The organism is Coprococcus sp. TF11-13, assembly GCF_003481085.1.
GTDB lineage: Bacteria > Bacillota > Clostridia > Lachnospirales > Lachnospiraceae > Coprococcus > Coprococcus aceti.
In genome coordinates, this window is the sequence record NZ_QUKK01000004.1 from 34453 (window position 1) to 56531 (window position 22079).

Sequence of the window (22079 nt, forward strand, 5' to 3'; positions counted from 1 at the left end):
TGTAATTTAGTTGACGGTGCAAAGTCAGTTTAAGTGGGCTGAGGCTTGACATGTAGCGCCAGCCATTTGCCGAAGGCAAATTTTGCATGGCTGGTGTTCAATGGATGTGTCAAGTTTTCTGTGAAAACTTGACATGTAGCGCCAGCCATTTGCCGAAGGCAAATTTTGCATGGCTGGTGTTCAATGGAAAGGAGAATATAATTATGGAGATCAGAAAAGCGACAGCAGAGGATTTTGATATTGTATTTGATTTTATAGAAAAATTATGGACATATAATACATATGACAGGGATGAAATACACAAAGTATATATGGACGTCATAGATGACGAACGCAGCTTTGCGTTTTTATTATGGGATGAAGGCATTTGCAGAGGCATGTGCCATGGGGACTATTTCAATACATTCTGGATGTCGGGGCTCACATGCTATGTGTCAAGTCTCATAACAAGAGAGGAGGACCATGGTAAAGGATATGGTGTGGCACTCCTGGATCATGCGAAGGAGCTTGCAAAGCAGAGGGGATGCAAGGCCATCACCCTTGATTCCGGACTTCCGAGGACAGGGGCACATGGTTTCTATGAGCACTATGGATTTGAAAAGAGCTGTTATGGCTTTGAGATGATGATATAAATTATCTGCAGAAATTTGTAAGGAGGCAAAATATGTGTACAGCAGCGACATATAAGACAAAGAATTTCTATTTTGGAAGAACACTTGATTATGAATTCTCATACGGTGACGAGATAACTGTGACACCGAGAAATTATCCATTTGAATTCCGATATATGGGCAGGAGGGACCACCATTATGCCGTGATAGGAATGGCACATGTGGCAGGCGGCTATCCTCTCTACTATGACGCTATAAATGAGAAGGGACTTGGAATGGCTGGTCTGAATTTCGTTGGAAATGCCGCGTATCAGGAAGTGGATGAGAGCGGTGACAGGGACAATGTTGCCCAGTACGAGTTCATTCCGTGGATACTCGGAAGCTGTGCCAGCGTGGGAGAGGCAAGAGTAGCTTTGGACAGGATGAACCTGACAGGAACACCGTTTTCCGAGCAGCTTCCTACAGCGCAGCTCCACTGGATAATAGCTGACAGAAATGGAGCTATAACTGTGGAGTGTATGGCTGACGGACTTCATGTGTATGAGAATCCGATTGGGGTTCTTACGAACAACCCGCCATTTCCTCAGCAGATGTTCCTGCTCAATCAGTATATGGGATTGTCACCGAAGCAGCCTATGAACACATTTGCACCTGAGGTTGGGCTTGTCACTTACAGCCGCGGCATGGGAGCCATAGGACTTCCGGGGGATCTGTCGTCGACGTCGAGATTTGCCAGGGTGGCATTTGTGAAGCAGAACAGTCTGTCTGGAGATTCTGAGGCTGAGAGTGTGAGCCAGTTTTTCCATATACTCGGTTCTGTGGATCAGCAGAGGGGATGCTGTGAGGTGGCATCTGACAAATATGAGATCACTATATACACGTCCTGCTGTAATGCCGATAAGGGTATATACTATTACAATACCTATGAGGGACACCAGATAAATGCTGTTGATATGAACAGAGAGGATCTGGATAGCAGTTCGCTTGCCAGATACCCACTTATCCAGGGAGAGAATATCAATTGGCAGAACTGATGTATATGGCTTACAAGGGAGAAAGGATGCTGTATGAGTAAAAGCAAGGTTACGATAAAGGAAATAGCGGATATGGCCGGGGTGTCCATAGCCACTGTATCACATGTTATAAACAGGACAAGGTATGTAAGACCTGAGCTTGTGGATAAGATAGAGAAGATCATAGTAGAGACCGGATATCAGAATAAGATAGCAGATAAGGAGAGAAAACTGCTGGTTGGCCGGGAGTCCACGATAGTTGCAGTCATTCCAAACATTGAAAGTACGATATACAGAGATGTGGTAGCTTATGTGAAGCAGCTTGTCAGTGTACAAGGATATCAGTTCCTTGTGGCGATAACAGATAATGATCTCAAGGAGGAGGCGCAGGTGCTTGCCGGACTTCTGGTGAACAAGAAGGTTGCGGGTATCATACATGCGCCGGTGAGCGATGTGGCATCTAACTACACAAAGCTCATACAGTCGGGTGTTCCATTTGTCTGTGTGGAGAGAAATATACTCGGTGAGGGAATAGATTCCGTTGAGTTCAGGGATCGTGAGGCGATATTCAAAGGGGCGGATTATCTGTTGTCCAGCGGACACAAGAATGTATTGTTCTTCCGGGAGAGCACGGACAGCACGACGAAGGACGAGAGGACCAGGGGCTTTTTAAATGCGCTGGAGAAGTACAACATCAATACAAATGATGCAAATATAGTGGATGTGACCCTGGAAAATGGCGAGGATGACTGTATGCTCGTCATCCAGAAGGCGCTCCGCAGGTACAGGCCGACCGCGGTCCTTGCGGGAGGCAACAGAATAACGCTCTATCTCATGAAGACGCTGAGAGATATGGGAATCGACTGTCCGGGAGAGATATCTGTGGTTGGGTTTGGTGATGAGAGCTGGTCGGAACTTACATATCCTCCGCTTACCATAATCAGAAGAGATGTGAAGGGCTTAAGCGCCAAGGCAGTTGGAATGCTTTTTGAGAAGATCAACACAGGTGCGGCCATATCCCATGACTGCTATGCCGATGTGGAACTGGTTGTCAGGAAATCCACCAAGATGCTGGATAATGGACCATTTGGAGATAAGGCAGCTGCCCCGGATTCCGTGGTGCTGACGAAGGAGGAAAAACAGAGGCTGAAGGCAGGACATTTCAGAGTGGCCATATCATTTCATTATACCGGTACGTCCTGGGCGGAGCTCCATGAGAAGGGTATCCGAGAGGAGCTTGAGCAGTTTGGAATAGATGTGGTGTCGGTTATGGATGCGCACTTTGACTCGGAACTTCAGAATGCACAGCTCGATGGCATAAGACTTCAGAAACCGGATGCAGTTATAGCTATTCCGGCGGATGACAGCCGTACCAGAGAAAAGTTTCAGGAGCTTTCAAAGGTGTCAAAGCTGGTGTTCATAAGCAATGTTCCGGAGGGTATGTCCAAGAACAGCTATGTGTCCTGTGTATCAGTAAATGAGTCGGAGAATGGAACGAACACGGGAAGAATGTTGGGAGAATATTGTAAGGAAAATAAGAAAAAAAAGGCAGGTTTTATTATTCATGGCGCGGCATTCTATGGAACAAGAGTCAGGGATAATGCCGCCGAGAGAATAATCAAGGACAGTTACCCGGATATTGACATAGTGACGATCAGGAGCTTTGGAGAAATATCCAATGCATATCAGGTAGCCAAGGATGTGATAACTGCCAATCCTGAAATTGAGGCAATGTATGTGAGCTGGGATCGCCCGGCGCTTCTGGCTATAAAGGCGCTCAAGGAGCTTGGCAGGGAGGATGTGGCGGTGTTCACAACTGATCTTGACCATGGTATAGCCCGGTGTATGGAAGAAGGAATAGTCAAGGGACTCAGCACGCAGAGACCATACGAGCAGGGAAGAGCGGCTGCGGCGGTTGTTGCCAAGTCCCTGGTAAGTGAAGAACAGCTTCCAAAGTATGTGGGAGTTCAGCCGTATCAGGTCGAGCCGAAACAGCTCAGGCTTGCATGGAAGGAAATCTTCCATGAGTCCATGCCGGACAGATTGAGGTGATATGACATCTTTAGTTAGTCCGTGCCGGACAGAGTTAGAAACTGTATCTTTTTATCTAAAAAAGAATCCGTTAGAGAGAAAATTGTATCTTTCTGGCGGATTTTTTGCGTTTATACACAAGACCTTGGAAGATTGTATCTTTTTCGCCTGAGAAGTTCCCAAGGATACAATTTTGTGTCCAAGTTGCTGTAACCACACCCAAAAGAGAAAATTCCCGGGGAAGTGGTACCGGAGACAAAGGACAAGATTACAAGATACAAGGTGACAAGTAACGGGTGTCAATCATACACTACAAATCCCATAAGTATGACATATCGCAAAATATTTACGTAAAAAATGATAAAAGACCTGCGAACCCTATAATGCAATCGGGTGTTATTTGTACATAATGACGAATAAACAATAAATAAAACACTTGATATTGACAATAACCGACAAAGGTTATATCATCAAAACATGCAAGGGACGAAAAACGGTTTAAAATTTACGTAAATTAAACCGGTTGTAAACAGTTTTTCGACAACGAGTTAGCAAAATAAAACGCATGATATTGGAGGTAAAAATTATGAGAAAATTTAAAAAGTTATTAGCAGTTGGAGCATGCCTGTGCATGTCACTCAGTTTACTGGCAGGTTGTGGATCAGGTTCAGGGAACGCTTCGGGCAACGGTTCATCTGAATCAGGTACAAAACAGGAGAGCACAAAGTCATCTGACCTGTCATTTGCATTCTGTACAAACACACTCAACAATACATTCCAGAGTTCAATCGATGCCAAGCTCAAGGAGCTCTGCGATGCGAACGGAATATCATATACATGTCTTGATCCTGACTACGATCTGAACACACAGCTCAGCCAGTTATCAGACGTGGCAAATAGTGGATACGACGCAGTGTTCATCATCCCGGTTGATTCAGCAGGTATCACATCAGGTCTTGCAGAGATCAAGGATGCAGGAATCCCAATCTTCAATGTAGATACAGCAGTTATCGAGGATGACATAGAGAACTTCGTAACACAGTTCGTTGGAACAAATGCTTACATGGCAGGACAGCTTGTCGGTGAGCAGATGGCTAAAGATTATCCGGACGGAGCAGACATTGCGATCCTTGACTTCCCATCAAATGAGAGTTGTGTAGACCGTGTAAATGGTTTCCTTGACGGACTCGGTGATAACAAGGATAAGTTCAACATCGTAGCACAGCAGGATGGCGAGGCAGCACTTGATGCATCAATGAGCCTTGCAGAGGATATCATCACAGCAAACACAGATCTTCAGGCATTCTTCTGTATCAATGATCCTTCAGCACTTGGCGCTGCAGCAGCGGTTAAGGCAGCAAATAAGACTGGCAAGATCGGCGTGTACAGTATCGATGCTTCACCAGATGGCAAGCAGGCACTCCTTGACGGTGAGTTCACAGCAGTTGCATGTCAGGTTCCTGTACAGATTGCTGAGTACGCATTCAACGCAGCACAGAAGTATGTGGGCGGAGATACAACGATCGACGAGAAGAAGGTATATCTTGACTCACACCTCGTACTCAAGGATGAGGCTGAGCAGACAGTTAACGATTGGCAGTAAGGCCGGATCGAAGCCGGCAGTAACAGCACGGGGCTGCCCCCGGCTGGACATACATGACACAACGTAGGTGTATATAACACGGGAGAGACCGGGGATCTTAGATCTCCGGCCGAGATCCCGAAAAAGCAGGATAACAAAAGATCTATTTTAGAAACTTGGAGGTTTAATATGGGACAGACAGTTCTGGAAATGATAGGGATAAAGAAAAGCTTCTCCGGAATATATGCTTTAAGTGGCATCGACTTTTCCCTTGAGCTGGGAGAGGTACATGCACTGCTCGGTGAGAATGGTGCAGGAAAGTCCACACTGATCAAGGTCCTCGGCGGAATTTACCAGCCCGACAGCGGAATCATCAAGGTAAATGGTAAGGAGGTCAAGATCAACGGAGTTCCGGCTGCCAGAGAAAATGGTATAGGAATAATACATCAGGAAATCGTACTTGTTCCATATCTTTCGGTGGCACAGAATCTGTTTCTCGGCAGAGAGATAAGGACAAAGCTCGGAACGCTGGACTTTGCAGAGATGAACAGAAGAGCAGAGGAGATGATATCATCCCTCGGTGTGAATATAAAAGCAGACACTATAGTAGAAAATCTGACCATCGCACAGCAGCAGATGGTGGAGATCGTCAAGGCGGTCTCATTCAACGGTAAGATCATAGTTATGGATGAGCCTACCTCATCACTTTCAAATGAAGAGGTGGAGCAGTTATTTGAGATCATTGAGAATCTCAGAAAGAAACAGGTAAGTATAATCTACATCTCCCATAGAATGGAGGAGCTCTTCAGGATATCTGACAGAGTTACCGTCATCAGGGATGGTGCATACGTAGGAACAAAAAAGACATCAGAGACCAACCCGAATGAGCTGGTTGCGATGATGGTAGGAAGAGATCTGGAGAGCTTCTATGCAAGAGATTACTGCGACATGGACAAGGCAGAGGTTGCTCTGGAGGTAAAGAATCTTTCCCAGACAGGTGTCTTTGAAGATATAAGTTTTTCGGTACACAAGGGCGAGATCCTGGGCTTCTCAGGTCTGGTCGGTGCCGGACGAAGTGAGATCATGGAGGCGGTATTTGGTGCAACACGGCCTACATCAGGCGAGGTGATACTCGGAGGAAAGCCGGTACACTTCAAGAATCCGATGCAGGCTATCAAATCAGGCATAGCGCTGGTTCCTGAGGACAGAAAGAAGCAGGGACTGGTACTCGGCAACAGCGTGGCATTCAACCTCACACTCTCATCCCTCAGATTCTATATGAACGGAATCGCAATAAGCGAGAAGAAGCGCGGCGAGGTAATAGACCATTATTCACAGAGACTTAGGATAAAGGCGGCATCGCCAGAGATTGAGGCGGGCAGCCTGTCAGGTGGAAACCAGCAGAAGGTGGTTCTGGGCAAATGGCTTGCGACCAAGCCGGATGTACTTATTCTGGATGAGCCGACCAGAGGCGTGGATGTAAATGCAAAATTTGAGATATACACAGTAATCAATGAACTGGCAAAGGAAGGCATAGCGATAATCATGGTATCCAGTGAGCTTCCTGAGATCATCAACATGTGCGACAACGTATGTGTGGTCAGAGCCGGAAGACTCGTGAAGAAGCTGTCAAAGGACGAGCTCTCACAGGAAGAGATAATGAAATACGCTGCAGGAGGTATCGAATAATATGGGCGAGACAAAGAAGAATTCAAAAGCAACTTCTATATTAAAGAACAATCCCCTGACATCCATAGTCAAGGGCAACATAGGAATCATAGTGGTCCTGATAATCATGTGTGTGGCGGTAGCACTTGCCACGGACAAGTTTCTCACGACCAACAACATCATATCAGTGCTTAGACAGATTTCGATCAACACATACATAGCACTTGGAATGACACTGATAATTATACTTGGACACATCGACTTGTCAGTTGGATCGATAGTAGCCATGTCGGGAACACTGACCGTAGGATTTATAGTTAACCAGGGACTCCCTCTCGGCGTTGCCATAGTTGCAGGACTTCTGGTTGGTACAGCAGCGGGCTTTATAAGTGGTTTTATAGTTGCTAACTTCAAGGTGCCTGCATTCATCATCACAATGGCCATGATGAACATAGCAAGTGGTATAGCTTATGTCTACACAGGTGGACAGTCAACACGTATCACTAACAAGCTCTTCATCGAGATCGGAACAGGATACCTGTTCAATGTGATCCCACTTCCTGTAGTGTACATGGTAGTGCTCATCATACTGTTCAGCTTCATCCTCAGCAAGACAAAGTTTGGAACATATGTATATGCGATAGGTGGTAACCGCGAGGCTGCAAGACTTTCAGGTGTACCTATCAAGAAGATAGAGATCATAGTATTTACAATATCTGGACTTCTCTCAGCATTTGCAGGACTTGTACTTTGTTCAAGAATGTACTCAGGCCAGCCTTCAGTTGGAAGCGGCTACGAGCTTGATGCCATCGCAGCCTGCGTACTTGGAGGAACTTCCATGACAGGTGGTAAGGGAAGAATCAGCGGAACAGTATTTGGTGCCATGGTTATCGGAATCATCTCAAATGGTCTTAACCTTATCGGAGTGTCGTCATACTGGCAGCTCATCATCAAGGGTCTTATCATCGCATGTGCGGTACTCCTTGATGGACAGAAGGGCAAGCTTGAGCTTCTCAAGAAGAAGAAACTGGCAGCAAACTAGTAGAAAGAGAGGACTGATAATATGGAGATTTTTAGAAAGATGTCCTTCGCGGATTCCACGGGAGATGCAATACCTTTCTACCACGAGGGCAAATATCATATATTCTCACTGACTTCCCCTCCGGGAACAACAGTGTACCCGGCAAGACTCAGAACAACATGGAGCCACAGTGTATCAGATGATCTGGTGCACTGGGAGGAGCTTCCTACAGCGCTCTATCCGGGCGAGGGCGACGAGCCGGATGCATCAGGAGTATGGACTGGATCAGTCATATACGGCGAGGGCAAATACCATGCATTCTATACAGGCTACTGCCTCACCGCAGAGTATCAGCAGACCATATGCCACGCTACAAGCGACGATGGAATCACGTGGGTGAAGGATGCAGCCAATCCGGTCATCACACCTATGATAGAGCTTTACGAGAAGCTTGACTGGAGAGATCCATATGTATTCTACAATGAGGAGGACAAATGTTACTGGATCCTCATATCAGCGAGAAGGTTGGATATGCCGATAACCAGAAGAGGATGTATAGTTCTCTACAGATCAAAGGATCTGGTCAACTGGGAATATTACGGACCGATATATTCACCGGGACACACCAACTGTCCTGAGTGCCCTGAGATGTACAAGATGGGAGACAATTGGTATCTCTCATACTCAAGATTCTCAGAATATGTAAATACAATATACAGAGTTGCAAAGTCACCATTTGGCCCATGGAGAAAGCCAAAGAAGGATGGCATAGGCGGAAGAAGATTCTACGCAGCCAAGTCCATGCAGGATGATGACGGCAGACGCTTCTACTTCGGTTGGGCTCACGACAGAGCAGACAGAAGCGACAGAGGTGAATGGTACTGGGGCGGAACCTTCTGCGTGCCGCATGAGGTAGTTGCCACAGCGGATGGAGGACTTGATGTAAAGCTCCCTAAGGAGTATGAGCATGTATTCGAGAAGCATGTAGATTGGGATTATATTCCGGTTCTTGGAAATGCAGAGCTTCACGGAGACAGACTGGTCGAGATGGATTCAGTCAGTACATGTACATACGGCTTCCTTGGACACAGCGAGGAGAGCTATATGCTGAAGTGCAAGATCATGCCTAGAGAGGTGTATGACCATTTCGGCATACTGCTCAAGTCAGATAAAGAGGCAAGCGGATGCCTTCTCCTTGAGTTCGATGTGGCTATGCAGAGAGTGTCACTGGTAAATCTTCCTATGGGAGTTGATCCATTCTGGGTTCAGTCCTGTCAGGCTGTGCCTCCTGCAACTGAGCCGGGACCTGATGGTGTCAGAGTGTGCGAGAAGACATTTGACATAACAGAGGGCACCGAGATAGATGTGAAGATCATCGTTGACCACGACATGGTGGAGGTATTTGTCGGAGAGCAGGTTGCGTTCACATACAGGATTTATGCAAAGCCTGAGTTTGAGACGGGACTTCTGGCTCAGGATGCAAGAGTAGAATTCTATGACATAGAGATCACAGGAAAGTAAAATTCACAAGGAGGATCCAACATGGAAAAGAAATATGATGTTGTGGCTCTTGGTGAGTTCCTGATAGACTTTACCCCTGCCGGAAACACTGATTCCGGGATGAAGCTCTTCGAGCAGAATCCCGGAGGGGCTCCAGTAAACATGCTCACGGCAGTCGGTAAAGCCGGGCTTAAAACTGCCTTCATTGGTAAGGTTGGAGATGACATGCACGGCAATTTCCTTGTTGAGACGGCAAAGCAGGCAGGGATAGATACCAGAGGTATAGTGGTTGACAATACGGTATTTACCACTTTGGCATTTGTCACTCTGGATGAGAACGGAGAGCGTGAATTCTCATTTGCCAGAAAGCCGGGAGCGGACACAATGCTCTGTTACAAGGAAGTGGATGCCGACCTGTTAAGAGACACAAAGGTGTTCCATATAGGTTCGCTGTCTCTCACGGATGAACCGGCCAGAACCACCACGTTTCAGGCGGTGAAGGAGGCAAAGAAATACGGCGCGGTGATATCGTATGATCCGAACTACAGAGCACCGCTGTGGGACAGCAGAGAAAATGCGATGGAGAGGATGAAGAGTATTCTTCCATTTGTAGATATAATGAAGCTTTCGGACGAGGAAACAGCGCTACTCACACCATTTTCCGATCCGGACGAGGCAGCAGAGTATCTTCTGGGAAGCGGCGTCAGACTTGTTGCGGTCACCCTGGGAAGTGAGGGTGTGCTGATATGCAGCAGGGATGGAAGCCGGAAGGTTCCCGGCTTCGTCAGCCATGTGGTAGATACGACGGGGGCTGGAGATTCATTCTGGGGAGCATTTGTATCACAGCTTGTCAGAGCGGATAAGAGACTGGAGGAGTTCAGTATAGATGAGCTTGCAGAGTGTGCAAGATACGGAAATGCGGTTGCGAGCCTGTGTGTCGAGAAGCGCGGAGGACTCAGATCGATTCCTGAAGAGAGCGAGACATTTGAGAGACTCGCAGTAAAGTAAGTGTACTACAATTTTTCACATAAAATTTTCCCTTAACCCTGAAGGCCGGAGAGTTTCCGGCCTTCTTTTTTGTACAATCTAACATTTGGACAGTATAACCATTCAAAAGTGCATTGACTCATAATTCCATTTCCTATAATATGTGGCTGGTGAACAAAAAAATAATCATATATACCACATATTATTAGGAAGAGGAATAAATATGAAGAGTAGATTGACGAGAAAAGAAATGCTTCCGCTTGTGGGAATGACCGTCTCGGCGTTCATATTCAACACATCGGAATTTATGCCAATTGGCTTGCTGACAGACATTGCAAAGTCGTTCAGCATATCGGAGTCGAAGGCGGGAATGCTTATCACAGTGTATTCGTGGATAGTCATGCTGTTGTCCCTGCCGCTCATACTTCTTGTGTCGAAGATAGATTTCAGGAAGCTGTTCATGGGAACGATCGCGCTGTTTGGAATATGCCAGATCATGTCCGTGATCGCGCCGACATACGGAGTGCTCATGGCATCGCGTATAGGCGTTGCGTGTACCCATGCGATATTCTGGTCGATCGCTTCACCGGTTGCCATAAGACTTGTAAATGAAGAACACAGATCATTTGCACTGAGCATGGTTGTGACTGGAACATCCATAGCTACTATAGCCGGACTTCCGCTTGGAAGACTTGTTGGACAGTATATGGGATGGAGAGTTACATTCCTCATCGTTGGAATCATAGCATTTGCGGTTCTGGTGTACATGGCATTTGTATTCCCTAAGATCGCAAGCGGAGAGCAGTTCCATGTGAAGGATCTCCCTGCTCTTCTGAAGAATCCGGTGCTCATCTGCCTGTATATTCAGACGATACTGTTCGTGCTTGGATACTACACGGTGTACAGTTATATAGAGCCGTTCATGCAGCAGGTTGCAAAGCTCCAGAACAATGTCATCACTGTAGTGCTCCTGATATTTGGAGCGATGGGACTTCTCGGAAGCTATCTGTTCTCAAAGCTTTATGACAAGCACAGATTTGCATTTATCGGTACAGTCATGGCAACTCTTCTTGTGTGGCTGCTGCTTCTGCTTCCGGCGTCAAAGACGTTGGCGACCATGGTACTCCTATGTGCATTCTGGGGAATAACAGCCATGGCGTTCAATGTGACCACGCAGTCGGAGGTCATCAGAAGTGTTGATGAGAAGAGCTCCGCAGTGGCGACTGCCATATATTCAGGACTTTTCAACCTCGGTATCGGAGGTGGAAGCTGGATCGGCGGAATTGTGTGCGACAAGGGCGCGATATCATATATCGGTTTTGTAGGTGCGGTGTTCGCGGTTATATCGGTGCTGTTCTTTGCATTTGTACTTCTAAGAAAATTGAGACAGAGTGTGAACTGACAGAGTATTTGCATATAATTAAATGTAATTGAAATATAATAGCGCGGCAGTGCTGGCATGCGGGTTCGGCTTGGAACATGGCATGTCAGGACTGCCGTTTTTTAGTAAGTTTCAAATAATGGGTTGACATATTATCAAAATGATAATATCATACAAATAACCGGGAGATATTATCAAAAAGATAATAAGTTGGAACGCATGCAGATGCAGGAGGAGAAGAATTATGGACGATAACAGGAAAAAGACGCTTATAGTGGTTGACATGCAGAATGATTTCATTGATGGGGCTCTCGGAACAAAGGAGGCTGCAGCCATCGTGGAGAATGTGAAAAAGAAGATAAAGGAGTATGCTGACCGCGGGGATGAGATCATCTTCACCAGGGATACGCATTATGAGGATTACATGGAGACAAACGAAGGTCGTCATCTCCCGGTTCCGCATTGTATAGAGGAAACTGAGGGCTGGGAGATCGCAGCAGGTCTTGAAGTCCCGGGCGCTATATACATCAACAAGACCAGCTTTGGATATACAGGATGGGGAGACTTCGATCTTCAGGATGTTGAGATGGTAGGTCTTTGTACGGATATATGTGTCGTGTCGAATGCTCTGATCATCAAGGCTCTGTACCCTGAGATAAATGTCAAGGTTGATGCGAGGTGCTGTGCCGGGGTGACGCCGGAGAGCCATGAGGCTGCGCTCGCCACCATGTCGATGTGTCAGGTGGACATAATCAGATAACGGCGGAAATATAAAGGAGGATGAAGCATACGTATGAAGACATATGAGATGAGTGACGAAGAGAAGGAATTCCTTGCCGGATATGACCTGACAAAATATGACAGGCCATCTGTTGCCGCGGATGTGGTTGTATTTTCAGTTATGAAGGATGACGAGTGCGAGGATGTAAGAAGACTTCAGGAGAAGAAGCTCAAGATACTACTGATAAGAAGAGGTGGATTCCCATATAAAGGAAGCTGGGCTATGCCCGGTGGGTTCTGCAGAAAAGGTGAGGATGTCATAGATTCGGCCAGAAGAGAGCTTTGCGAAGAGACCGGTATAGGAGATGCATATGTAAAGCTTGTTGGAGTGTATGGCGAGCCGGGCAGAGACCCGAGAGGCTGGGTCATATCATCAACTTATATGGCACTTATGAACGCCGGAGCCTGTAGCCTTAAGGCAGGAGATGATGCACAGGATGCAAGATGGTTTACGGTTGAACTGACAGAGGTGTCAGGCACAGGCGAAGAAATTGCGAAAAATGAAGTTGAAGCTTCATATAAAGTCCAAAACGGGAAAAGATACAGGCTGGTTCTCAAGGATGCAGACTCTGATATAAAACTTACGGCAGTGCTGCGAAAAACAGATATGAGCTCATGCGGACGAAGCTCGGACAGCTACGACATAGAGGAATGTGAAGGACTGGCATTTGACCACGCAAGAATCATAACAGAGGCGGTGCTAGGACTGCGGGAGGATGTCAGGAGAGATATGAAGCTGGCATTTGACCTGCTGCCGGATAGATTTACACTCACTGAGCTTCAGAATGTATATGAACAGATATGGGACATGGAACTTACCACACCTAACTTCAGAAGAAAGATTGTGGAATATGTTGAGGAGACTGATGCATATCAGTCCGGTGAGAGATACAGACCTGCCAAACTGTTCACACGAAGGAATGATGCAAGGAAGTAGAGACTATAGTGTAGTGGATTGATGTTTAAAAGGGAGGAATGAATAGATGACATTTAAGAAATTTATAAAAAATGAGATAGAGGGCTGGAAGAAGCTGGAGGTCACCTGGCTGCTTATCGCATGTGCAGTCATCGTGGGGCTGTCCATATATTGGGATGATACGGTTATGGGGATCATATCGTCCACCACAGGCGTGGTCTGTGTAGTGTGCACGGGAAAAGGGAAGTTGTCAGCGTACATATTCGGTCTTGTGAATACTGTGCTTTACGCGGTTATATCGTATAAGGCTGCACTGTACGGAGAGACGATGCTCAATGCGCTATATTATGTGCCTATGCAGTTTGTTGGATTCTATGTGTGGTCAAGGCATATGAATGATGAGACGCATGAGGTCAGAAAGAAACACATGAAGGCGGTGGGAAGGATATTCATGGTGCTGGCGGTGGCACTTGGCACATTTCTGTATGGGCTGCTGTTAAAGAGACTCGGGGATGCCATGCCATTTGTGGATGCGTTTACAACGGTTTCATCGGTTGTGGCGATGGTTGTATCTGTAAGAATGTTCGCGGAGCAGTGGTGGATATGGATTGCGGTAGATGTGTTTACAATATATATGTGGGCACAAAACTTTGTGAGTGGCAATGACAACATAGCAACGCTGCTCATGTGGATAGTATACCTTGGAAATGCCGTTATTATGTGTGTCAGATGGGAACGCGAGGTCAGAAGAAATCGCCTGGACGAAGTACACGTTTTCGAAGACTGCACGGCAACAGAGTAAGGGAGGCTGACAAGTTATGTATAGATATAAGGTAGGAATGTATGGGGGTTCGTTTGATCCGCTTCACATAGGACACATCCACGACATCATACGTGCTGCGGCGATGTGTGAGGAACTGTATGTGATGATAAGCTGGTGTGAGGGCAGAGAGTCTGCCTCAAAGGAACTGAGATATCGCTGGATACTTAACAGTACAAGACATCTGCCAAATGTGAAGATAATCATGATAGAGGATAAGGCGGTCTCAAAAGAAGAATATAATACGGATTATTATTGGGAAAAGGGAGCACAGGATATCAAGGACACGATAGGAAAGCCTATAGATGCAGTGTTCTGTGGTTCGGATTATCTTGGAACCGGCAGGTTTGAGAGTCTGTACTGTCCGGAGAGTGAGGTCGTGTACTTTGACAGGGCGGAGGTTCCGGTATCCTCGACAGAGATCCGTGAGTGGGCGACGGCGCATTGGGAGTATATTCCAGAGGTGTGCAGGGATCACTACGTCAGAAAGATTCTGGTTGTCGGCGGTGAATCCACAGGAAAATCCACACTGGTTGAGAATCTTGCGCTGGCATATAACACGAATTTTGTACGGGAGATAGGACGTGACACCTGTGAGTACGCGGGTGGCGAGAATTTCATGGTTGAAGATGATCTGGTGGAGAACTTCATCAGACAGAAGGACGAGGTACGCAGGGCAGCCAGGCATAGCAACAGACTGTTGTTTGTGGATACCGATGCACTGACTACGGGATTTTATTGTGATCTGCTCATGGACGATGATGAACAAAAACGCAGGCTTACAGATATGGCGGGCGCGATAAATGCAATAAATAAGTGGGATCTTGTGTTGTTCCTTGATCCTGATGGAACGGATTTTGTCCAGGATGGGACCCGGAATGAGAAAATAATGCGGGAGAGAAGGCATTACAGCGATTTGCTCAAGGCGTGGTTTGACAAGTATGGGGTACACTGTGAGACGATATCGGGAGATTATCTTGACCGGTTCAACACTGCGAAAAAACTGATTGAGGAACGACTTGCGATAACAACTGTATTTTAAATGACAAATGATCATATATATTAACGCCCATGACATGGTTTTTAAAACAACGTGTTGTGGGTGTTTTTACCCGTTTTTTATCGTATTTATGACTATGAATAAAGTACAGATGATGATACAATAGTAAGCAAGAAACGATGATAAGAAAAAGTGGATGTTAAATCGAAAGAAAATGCTAATACTAGATCAAAAGAAAACGCGAATGTAAAAAAGTAATCATAAATATATTGGAGAGGTGGACAAACATGGCAAAGTATATCTTGAGCTGCTGCTCAACAGCAGATCTTTCAAAGGAGCATTTTGACAAAATAGACGTAAAATATATATGCTTTCACTATGAGCTTGATGGAGTGGAGCATTCTGATGACCTGGGACAGACCATGCCATTTGAGGAATTTTACAGGAAGATGACAGAGGGTGCGGCTACGAAGACCTCACAGGTAAATTCGGATGAATATTATGATTTCTGGAAACCTTATCTTGAACAGGGGTATGACATACTTCACCTGACATTGTCATCGGGAATAAGCGGGTCTATAAACTCTGCAAATATTGCCAGGGAGGATCTGGAGGAAGAATTCCCTGACAGGAAACTCTATGTGGTAGATTCCCTGGGGGCTTCCTCGGGATATGGGCTCATCATGGACACGCTGGCAGGCATGAGAGATGAAGGCAGGTCCATAGACGAGCTGCATGACTGGATAGAACAGCATAAGCTGGACCTGAACCACTGGTTCTTCTCAACAGATCTCACGTTTTATATCAGAGGCGGAAGAATATCCAAGACTGCTGGAACGGTTGGCACAATACTTGGAATATGTCCACTTCTCAACATGGATAACGAGGGCAGGCTGATACCGAGATCAAAGATAAGAGGTAAAAAGAAGGTTATTCAGGAGATAGTAAAGCGCATGGAGGAGAATGCACAGGATGGGCTTGATTATTCCGGCAAGTGCTATATATCGCAGTCTGCATGTATGGAGGATGCCGAGGCTGTGGCAAGGCTTGTTGAGGAGAGATTTCCAAAACTTGACGGCAAGGTGGAGATAAATTATATAGGAACTACCATAGGAAGCCATACAGGACCTGGCACAGTTGCCTTGTTTTTCTGGGGCAAAAGGCGCCAGGGGTAGGATAATACATTGTGCATTCATTTTTCCACTGCTATAATGTAGGAAGAGTTTATATTTATTAATTTTTGATGCGCTTGGGCCGATTTTGATATTTAAGACCGGACGATATAGGCTATGTGTTGAAGGCTGGAGGAGAGAGAATGGATAATACAATTGATAAAAGCATACAAATGGACAGCCAGATGAAAGAATTCTTCGAGTGCATAGGCGGGGACGCGGATACACAGCAACAGAGAATCCAGTGTATAAGGAATGGTCTTGCTGCTATTGCTGACAGGCTCAGGCTGGGAAAGGCGGAGATTACTGTTGATATTCCGAAAAACAGGTTTATGCCGCTTGGAGAAAGAAGCAGCGTGGTATTATACGAGCGAGAAGTGACTGAATTGGGTACCCCCGTTGATATAGAGATGAAGATCAGAACCGGTGGTACTGTGTTTATCAAGGATTATCCATATGGTCCGGGTTATTCAGAAGAGGAGATACAGACACACAGGTTTATATTTAGGGAGATATTTATTCAGTACAACCGGACATTGGCTCAGTGCATGCTTGAAAAGATCATGAATACAGATATCAACACGGGTGTTGCCAGTCAGGATTCCCTGATGTATTATGCGGTGAATCTGATAAAAAACGGACTGATTGGTGATTATACAGGCATATTTTTTAATATCCACAATTTCAAGTATGTGAATAAGGTTTTTGATTATTCACAGGGAGATGTGATACTTAGAAATTATGCGCAGATGGTGAAGTCATATCTTGACAGCGATGAGGAGATAGCAAGGCTTGGAGGAGATAATTTCGTTGTAATCTGTCGTAATGAGAATGCGTCTGATTTTATAAGCAAGATTAAAGATGTTCATATGAGTCATGAGTTCAGATCTGTCAAAAGAGAATTCCAGCTGGGAGTTACAGCGGGTATAGCCTGCCTGGAAGGCGTTGATAAGCCGAGGGAAGTTATGGCCAGAACCAGCATTGCGTATCAGGCAGCAAGAAAAACCGGAGCGGGCTCTATAGTGGTATATACAAAAGAGATTCAGAAGCATCTTATGGATGACCAGGAGATTCTGGCTGCTTTTCCCCAGGCACTTGCTGCGGGTGAGTTTGTAGTATATTATCAGCCCAAGGTGAGGATTGCAGACAAAAGCATATATGGTGCGGAGGCACTTGTACGCTGGGTGAGAGATGGACAGGTGGTCACACCTGCGAGATTTATTCCGCAGCTTGAGAGAGAGGGCAGCGTGTGCAGACTTGACTATTATATGCTTGAGCAGGTATGCGGTTTTTTGAAGAGCAGACTGGATAAAGGTCTGAAGATTGTGCCTGTATCAGTCAATTTTTCCAGAAGACATCTGGAAGAAGGCGATCTGGTAGAACGAATAACCGGTACCATAGACAGATTTGGGATAGACAGAAGCTATATTGAGATAGAGCTCACAGAAAGTGAGGATTATCAGAATTATGAGATCATGTCCAGCGTGATAGGAAGACTCAAGGAACGAGGCATAAGTACATCTATAGATGATTTTGGTACAGGATTTTCTTCGCTCAACATGATCAAAAAGGTTGACCTTGATACCATCAAGATAGACAAATCGCTGATACCTTTTGACGATGTAAACAATAATAAGCATCAGGATATAGTAATGTTTTCAAGCATAATAGACCTCATAGGAAGACTCGGGAAAAAGTCAGTTGCGGAGGGCGTTGAGACACATCAGCAGCTTGACTACCTGGAAAAACTTGGCTGTGATATAGTACAGGGATATGTGTTTGACAAGCCCCTGCCAAAGGATGAATTTGAGCAAAGGCTGGAATCGGGATATTAAAAAGTGGCAATAGAGCCATATGAACTCCATTGCCGTTTTTTGTGTATGTAGTAAAACGGTAAAATATATATACATGGGGACTTGTTTCTTCACCGGGAAAATGATAAAACTGTTGAGAGAATTGATAAAGAAACACAGCAAAAACTGCTGCTTGAGATGGGGTTTGCCAGGGAAGTGGCTGACCGTGTTATATTTATGGCCGATGGGATCATAGTTGAGGATGGAACTCCGGAGCAGCTGTTCGGGGATCCGCAGAATGACAGGACAAAGGCGTTTCTCAGTTCAATTCTCAACACCTAAGAGAGTGCCTATATGGTTTATGCTGTGGCACGGACTAAAAAGAACGAGAGGTTTCACAGATGAAGAGTAGACAGGTAAGGAACTCACTGCTGCTGGTTTTGACAGCTTTTATATGGGGCGTAGCTTTTGTTGCACAGAGACAGGGAGGAGATGCGGTCGGACCGTTCTCTTTCAACGGAATAAGGTCACTGATCGGCGGTGCTGTTCTTATACCGGTCATATTTATAATTGACAGGATAAAACCATCTGACAGGAAACCATGTAGTAGATCAGACAGAAAGAGACTTGTGATTGGCGGTTTATGTTGTGGAACTGTTCTATTCCTGGCAAGCTCTGCACAGCAGCTTGGACTTTATATGGGAACACCAGCGGGCAAAGCGGGATTCCTCACAGCGTGTTACATATTGCTGGTTCCAATTCTGAGCCTGTTTTTGAAGAAGAAGTGTGGCTGGAATATATGGCTTGGAATAGTTATAGCTGTGGTGGGGCTTTATCTGCTTTGTATGAGCGGCTCACTGTCATTTCAGAGCAGTGATCTTATGGTGCTTGTATGTGCATTGCTTTTTGCAGTACATATACTTGTGATAGACCATTTCTCACCGCTTGTGGATGGAGTCAGAATGTCATGTATACAGTTCTGGGTATGCGGGATTCTCAGCATATTCCCGGCGTTTTTCTCGGAGATGCATCACAGTGTGGCCGGGATTGCGGCATGGGTGCAGCCTCTCGGTACATTGAGTGCGTGGATTCCGATACTCTATGCAGGAGTGTTGTCGTGTGGTGTGGCATATACACTTCAGATAGTTGGACAGAACGGACTAAATCCCACTGTCGCTTCAATGATCATGAGCCTTGAGTCGGTATTCTCTGTCATTGCCGGTTGGATCATCCTTGGAGAACGTATGGGGGTAAGACAGCTTGCAGGATGCGGGCTGATATTTGCCGCAATACTTCTGGCACAGATCCCGGTCGGACGAGAAAAGAAAGAGATGGCATGAACGTCTTGAGAGTCGATGATAAAAATACTTTGTTTTCACAAGAAAAAATATGCAGCAGGCGTACATATATCGTTGAAACACTTGAAAAAAATACGAGTTTTTATTTACTTGAAAAAATGGGTTGACAATAAAATACTTCAGTGCTAGTTTATGTACCAAACAAAGAGCAAATGCAAAGAACAGAATACGATCGTCAAAGATCGCATACTTCAGAGAGCCGCCGGTTGGTGTGAGACGGTGTATGTCCTTGATGATTATCCTCTGCGAGCAGTGCGCTGAATTCCCTGGTCATGAGATGCCAGAGACATTAGGTGTCACCGGTTTTCTACCGTTACATAGAAGCTTATTTCAATAGACAGTGAGTAGTGGTCAGGCGAGATGAGATCAGAGAGGTCATCCTTTTATGATGGCAAATAAAGTGGTAACGCGGAAGTATACAGGCTTTCGTCTTTATGAGATTGCATAGAGACGGAAGCCTTTTTTAATGTGTTTTTTATGTATAAACTCTTTGTACGAATAAATCATGTATCAGCCAGCTTGAGGTCATTACGGATTCATGAGCAGGCATATACTAAAAAAAGGAGCCGCTGCAAGGCGGGAGAAAGGAGAAAGATATGAATAGTTTAGTTATCATTCTTATCGCAGTAGTAGTTTTAGGTGCTGGCTATCTGGGCTATGGAAGATGGCTTGCCAAGAAATGGGGTGTAGATCCAAATGCAAAGACCCCGGCAGTTGCAAATGAGGATGGCAAGGATTATGTACCATCGTCAAAGCTTACAGTATTTGCACATCAGTTTTCATCGATAGCAGGTGCAGGCCCTGTACAGGGACCTATCATTGCAGCCATGTTCGGATGGGTGCCGGTTCTGCTCTGGCTGCTTGTCGGAGGCGTGTTCTTCGGAGCAGTTCAGGATTTTGGTTCATTGTACGCATCGGTCAAGAATGAGGGTAAGTCAATAGGACTTGTCATTGAGAAGTACATAGGCAAGGCAGGAAGAAGATTCTTTTCATTATTCTGCTGGCTCTTTACACTTCTTGTTATAGCAGCATTTACATCGATGGTTTCATCGACATTTAACGGTTTCACAGCAGGAGCTGATGGAGCTGTGACAAAGAACTTCAACGGCGCTGCAGCAGCTACAGTTTCCATGCTGTTCATCGTAGTTGCCATGGTATTTGGTGTGGTTATGAAGACATGCAGGAATATGAGGGAGTGGCTCAAAGCTATAGTAGCCATCGTCCTCATCGTTGCAATGTTTGCAGTAGGTATGAAATGTCCTTGGTACTTAAATGGTGACCAGTGGAATTACGTAATCATGGCTTACCTTTTCCTTGCATCAGTGCTTCCAATGTGGTTACTCATGCAGCCAAGAGATTACATGACAACATTCATGCTCATCGGTATGTTAGTTGGTGCATTTGTCGGAGTTCTGGTAGGACATCCTGATATGAACCTGAATGCATTCAATGGTTTCACAGTTGTATCATCAACAGGAGCTAAGAGTTATCTGTTCCCAACACTGTTTGTAACGATCGCCTGTGGTGCGGTTTCCGGTTTCCACAGCCTTGTTTCATCAGGAACATCATCTAAGACAGTAAGAAATGAAAAAGATATGCTTTTCGTAGGTTACGGCGCAATGATCCTTGAGACACTCCTCGGAGTTATCTCACTTATAGTAGTTGGTGCTGTCGCAGTTGGCGGCAAGGCTCCAGAGGGTCTTACACCTTTCCAGATCTTCTCACAGGGTATCGCAGGATTCCTCGAGAAGTTCGGACTTCCAAACTCAGTTGCAAATGTATTCATGACAATGTGTGTATCAGCACTTGCTCTTACATCACTTGACTCAGTTGCACGTATCGGACGTATGTCATTCCAGGAGCTCTTCATGGGAGACACAACAGATACATCCAAGATGCCTGTATGGCAGAAGATACTTACAAACAAGTATTTTGCAACAGTTATAACACTGTTCTTTGGTTATCTTCTCTGCAAGGGTGGATATTCAAATGTATGGCCACTCTTCGGATCAGCAAACCAGATGCTTGCAGCCCTTGTACTTATAGGCGTAGCAGTATTCCTCAAGGCAACAAACAGAAAGCACGCAATGCTCTACCCACCTATGCTGATAATGCTTGCTGTTACATTTACAGCTATCGTGCTCAATGTAATAGGCAATGTACAGAAGTTCCAGGCTGGAACAGCAACATTCCTTGTAGAGGGACTTCAGCTTATTGTAGCAGTATTCCTTATCGTACTTGGTATCATCGTGGCTATCACATGTATCAAGAAGCTTGTTAATATGAAGAAGGAGAATGCTAAGAAGGCAGAGGCTTAATAGATGAGCGGGGGTTCCCCGTAAAGATTTTAAATACAATATCTACATAAAAAAGATCAGGCGATTGGCGAAATACCGATTGCCTGATTTTTTATGTTTACATGGCATGGCTGTAACCAACATTAAGG

The 22079-nt window shown here is 45.5% G+C and carries 17 protein-coding genes, 1 pseudogene and 1 other annotated feature; all 18 genes and pseudogenes read left to right on the plus strand.

Going from position 1 to position 22079, the window contains the following annotated elements; translation table 11 throughout:
• Positions 1-203: 203 nt before the first annotated feature.
• The 18 genes and pseudogenes from DXD11_RS07985 (at position 204) to DXD11_RS08070 (ending at position 21951) form a co-directional block, all read left to right on the plus strand.
• Positions 204-632, plus strand: a complete 429-nt coding sequence (locus DXD11_RS07985; RefSeq protein WP_118758140.1) for a GNAT family N-acetyltransferase — start codon at positions 204-206, stop codon at positions 630-632.
• Between the two features lie 32 nt (positions 633-664).
• Complete coding sequence (gene bsh / locus DXD11_RS07990) at positions 665-1645, plus strand: choloylglycine hydrolase (protein WP_118758141.1); 981 nt, start codon at positions 665-667, stop codon at positions 1643-1645.
• A 33-nt stretch (positions 1646-1678) separates the two neighbouring features.
• On the plus strand, positions 1679-3676 hold the full coding sequence (locus DXD11_RS07995) for a LacI family DNA-binding transcriptional regulator (RefSeq protein ID WP_117874878.1): 1998 nt from the start codon (positions 1679-1681) through the stop codon (positions 3674-3676).
• A 565-nt stretch (positions 3677-4241) separates the two neighbouring features.
• Positions 4242-5258, plus strand: a complete 1017-nt coding sequence (locus DXD11_RS08000; protein WP_118758142.1) for a sugar ABC transporter substrate-binding protein — start codon at positions 4242-4244, stop codon at positions 5256-5258.
• Positions 5259-5426: 168 nt separating this feature from the next.
• Positions 5427-6926 (plus strand): sugar ABC transporter ATP-binding protein, encoded by a 1500-nt coding sequence (locus tag DXD11_RS08005; RefSeq protein WP_117551113.1) that lies wholly within the window; start codon positions 5427-5429, stop codon positions 6924-6926.
• Position 6927: 1 nt separating this feature from the next.
• On the plus strand, positions 6928-7947 hold the full coding sequence (locus DXD11_RS08010) for an ABC transporter permease (protein WP_118758143.1): 1020 nt from the start codon (positions 6928-6930) through the stop codon (positions 7945-7947).
• 21 nt (positions 7948-7968) lie between these two features.
• Positions 7969-9447, plus strand: coding sequence for a glycoside hydrolase family 32 protein (locus DXD11_RS08015; RefSeq protein WP_118758144.1), 1479 nt, complete (start codon positions 7969-7971; stop codon positions 9445-9447).
• Between the two features lie 21 nt (positions 9448-9468).
• Entirely contained in the window at positions 9469-10434 is a 966-nt protein-coding gene (locus DXD11_RS08020) for a carbohydrate kinase family protein (protein WP_118758145.1), read from the plus strand.
• Positions 10435-10636: 202 nt separating this feature from the next.
• Positions 10637-11815, plus strand: coding sequence for a sugar transporter (locus DXD11_RS08025; protein ID WP_055272485.1), 1179 nt, complete (start codon positions 10637-10639; stop codon positions 11813-11815).
• 223 nt (positions 11816-12038) lie between these two features.
• The gene (locus DXD11_RS08030; protein ID WP_118758146.1) at positions 12039-12554 is read left to right on the plus strand and encodes a cysteine hydrolase family protein; all 516 of its coding nucleotides are present in this window, start codon (positions 12039-12041) and stop codon (positions 12552-12554) included.
• 33 nt (positions 12555-12587) lie between these two features.
• Positions 12588-13511: an NUDIX hydrolase gene (locus DXD11_RS08035; protein WP_118758147.1), complete on the plus strand. Its 924-nt coding sequence runs from the start codon at positions 12588-12590 to the stop codon at positions 13509-13511.
• A 46-nt stretch (positions 13512-13557) separates the two neighbouring features.
• The gene (gene pnuC / locus DXD11_RS08040) at positions 13558-14292 is read left to right on the plus strand and encodes a nicotinamide riboside transporter PnuC (protein WP_118758148.1); all 735 of its coding nucleotides are present in this window, start codon (positions 13558-13560) and stop codon (positions 14290-14292) included.
• Between the two features lie 16 nt (positions 14293-14308).
• A complete protein-coding gene (locus DXD11_RS08045; RefSeq protein WP_118758149.1) occupies positions 14309-15352 on the plus strand; it encodes an AAA family ATPase in 1044 nt (347 codons plus the stop codon).
• Between the two features lie 245 nt (positions 15353-15597).
• Positions 15598-16485, plus strand: a complete 888-nt coding sequence (locus DXD11_RS08050) for a DegV family protein (RefSeq protein ID WP_117551128.1) — start codon at positions 15598-15600, stop codon at positions 16483-16485.
• Positions 16486-16625: 140 nt separating this feature from the next.
• Positions 16626-18317, plus strand: a complete 1692-nt coding sequence (locus DXD11_RS08055; protein ID WP_117551129.1) for a putative bifunctional diguanylate cyclase/phosphodiesterase — start codon at positions 16626-16628, stop codon at positions 18315-18317.
• Positions 18318-18470: 153 nt separating this feature from the next.
• Positions 18471-18617 (plus strand): annotated as a pseudogene (locus DXD11_RS08060) (polar amino acid ABC transporter ATP-binding protein); the annotation flags it as partial.
• A 59-nt stretch (positions 18618-18676) separates the two neighbouring features.
• Positions 18677-19615: a DMT family transporter gene (locus DXD11_RS08065; protein ID WP_118758150.1), complete on the plus strand. Its 939-nt coding sequence runs from the start codon at positions 18677-18679 to the stop codon at positions 19613-19615.
• A 166-nt stretch (positions 19616-19781) separates the two neighbouring features.
• Positions 19782-20070: a binding site (T-box leader), on the plus strand.
• 159 nt (positions 20071-20229) lie between these two features.
• Entirely contained in the window at positions 20230-21951 is a 1722-nt protein-coding gene (locus DXD11_RS08070; protein ID WP_117551134.1) for a carbon starvation CstA family protein, read from the plus strand.
• The last annotated feature ends 128 nt before the right edge of the window (positions 21952-22079 follow it).

Excerpts from the sequence above, each read along its gene's own strand:
- DXD11_RS07985 (WP_118758140.1), top strand. The coding sequence starts at position 204 with ATGGAGATCAGAAAAGCGACAGCAGAGGATTTTGATATTGTATTTGAT.
- bsh (WP_118758141.1), top strand. The coding sequence starts at position 665 with ATGTGTACAGCAGCGACATATAAGACAAAGAATTTCTATTTTGGAAGA.
- DXD11_RS07995 (WP_117874878.1), top strand. The coding sequence starts at position 1,679 with ATGAGTAAAAGCAAGGTTACGATAAAGGAAATAGCGGATATGGCCGGG.
- DXD11_RS08000 (WP_118758142.1), top strand. The coding sequence starts at position 4,242 with ATGAGAAAATTTAAAAAGTTATTAGCAGTTGGAGCATGCCTGTGCATG.
- DXD11_RS08005 (WP_117551113.1), top strand. The coding sequence starts at position 5,427 with ATGGGACAGACAGTTCTGGAAATGATAGGGATAAAGAAAAGCTTCTCC.
- DXD11_RS08010 (WP_118758143.1), top strand. The coding sequence starts at position 6,928 with ATGGGCGAGACAAAGAAGAATTCAAAAGCAACTTCTATATTAAAGAAC.
- DXD11_RS08015 (WP_118758144.1), top strand. The coding sequence starts at position 7,969 with ATGGAGATTTTTAGAAAGATGTCCTTCGCGGATTCCACGGGAGATGCA.
- DXD11_RS08020 (WP_118758145.1), top strand. The coding sequence starts at position 9,469 with ATGGAAAAGAAATATGATGTTGTGGCTCTTGGTGAGTTCCTGATAGAC.
- DXD11_RS08025 (WP_055272485.1), top strand. The coding sequence starts at position 10,637 with ATGAAGAGTAGATTGACGAGAAAAGAAATGCTTCCGCTTGTGGGAATG.
- DXD11_RS08030 (WP_118758146.1), top strand. The coding sequence starts at position 12,039 with ATGGACGATAACAGGAAAAAGACGCTTATAGTGGTTGACATGCAGAAT.
- DXD11_RS08035 (WP_118758147.1), top strand. The coding sequence starts at position 12,588 with ATGAAGACATATGAGATGAGTGACGAAGAGAAGGAATTCCTTGCCGGA.
- pnuC (WP_118758148.1), top strand. The coding sequence starts at position 13,558 with ATGACATTTAAGAAATTTATAAAAAATGAGATAGAGGGCTGGAAGAAG.
- DXD11_RS08045 (WP_118758149.1), top strand. The coding sequence starts at position 14,309 with ATGTATAGATATAAGGTAGGAATGTATGGGGGTTCGTTTGATCCGCTT.
- DXD11_RS08050 (WP_117551128.1), top strand. The coding sequence starts at position 15,598 with ATGGCAAAGTATATCTTGAGCTGCTGCTCAACAGCAGATCTTTCAAAG.
- DXD11_RS08055 (WP_117551129.1), top strand. The coding sequence starts at position 16,626 with ATGGATAATACAATTGATAAAAGCATACAAATGGACAGCCAGATGAAA.
- DXD11_RS08065 (WP_118758150.1), top strand. The coding sequence starts at position 18,677 with ATGAAGAGTAGACAGGTAAGGAACTCACTGCTGCTGGTTTTGACAGCT.
- DXD11_RS08070 (WP_117551134.1), top strand. The coding sequence starts at position 20,230 with ATGAATAGTTTAGTTATCATTCTTATCGCAGTAGTAGTTTTAGGTGCT.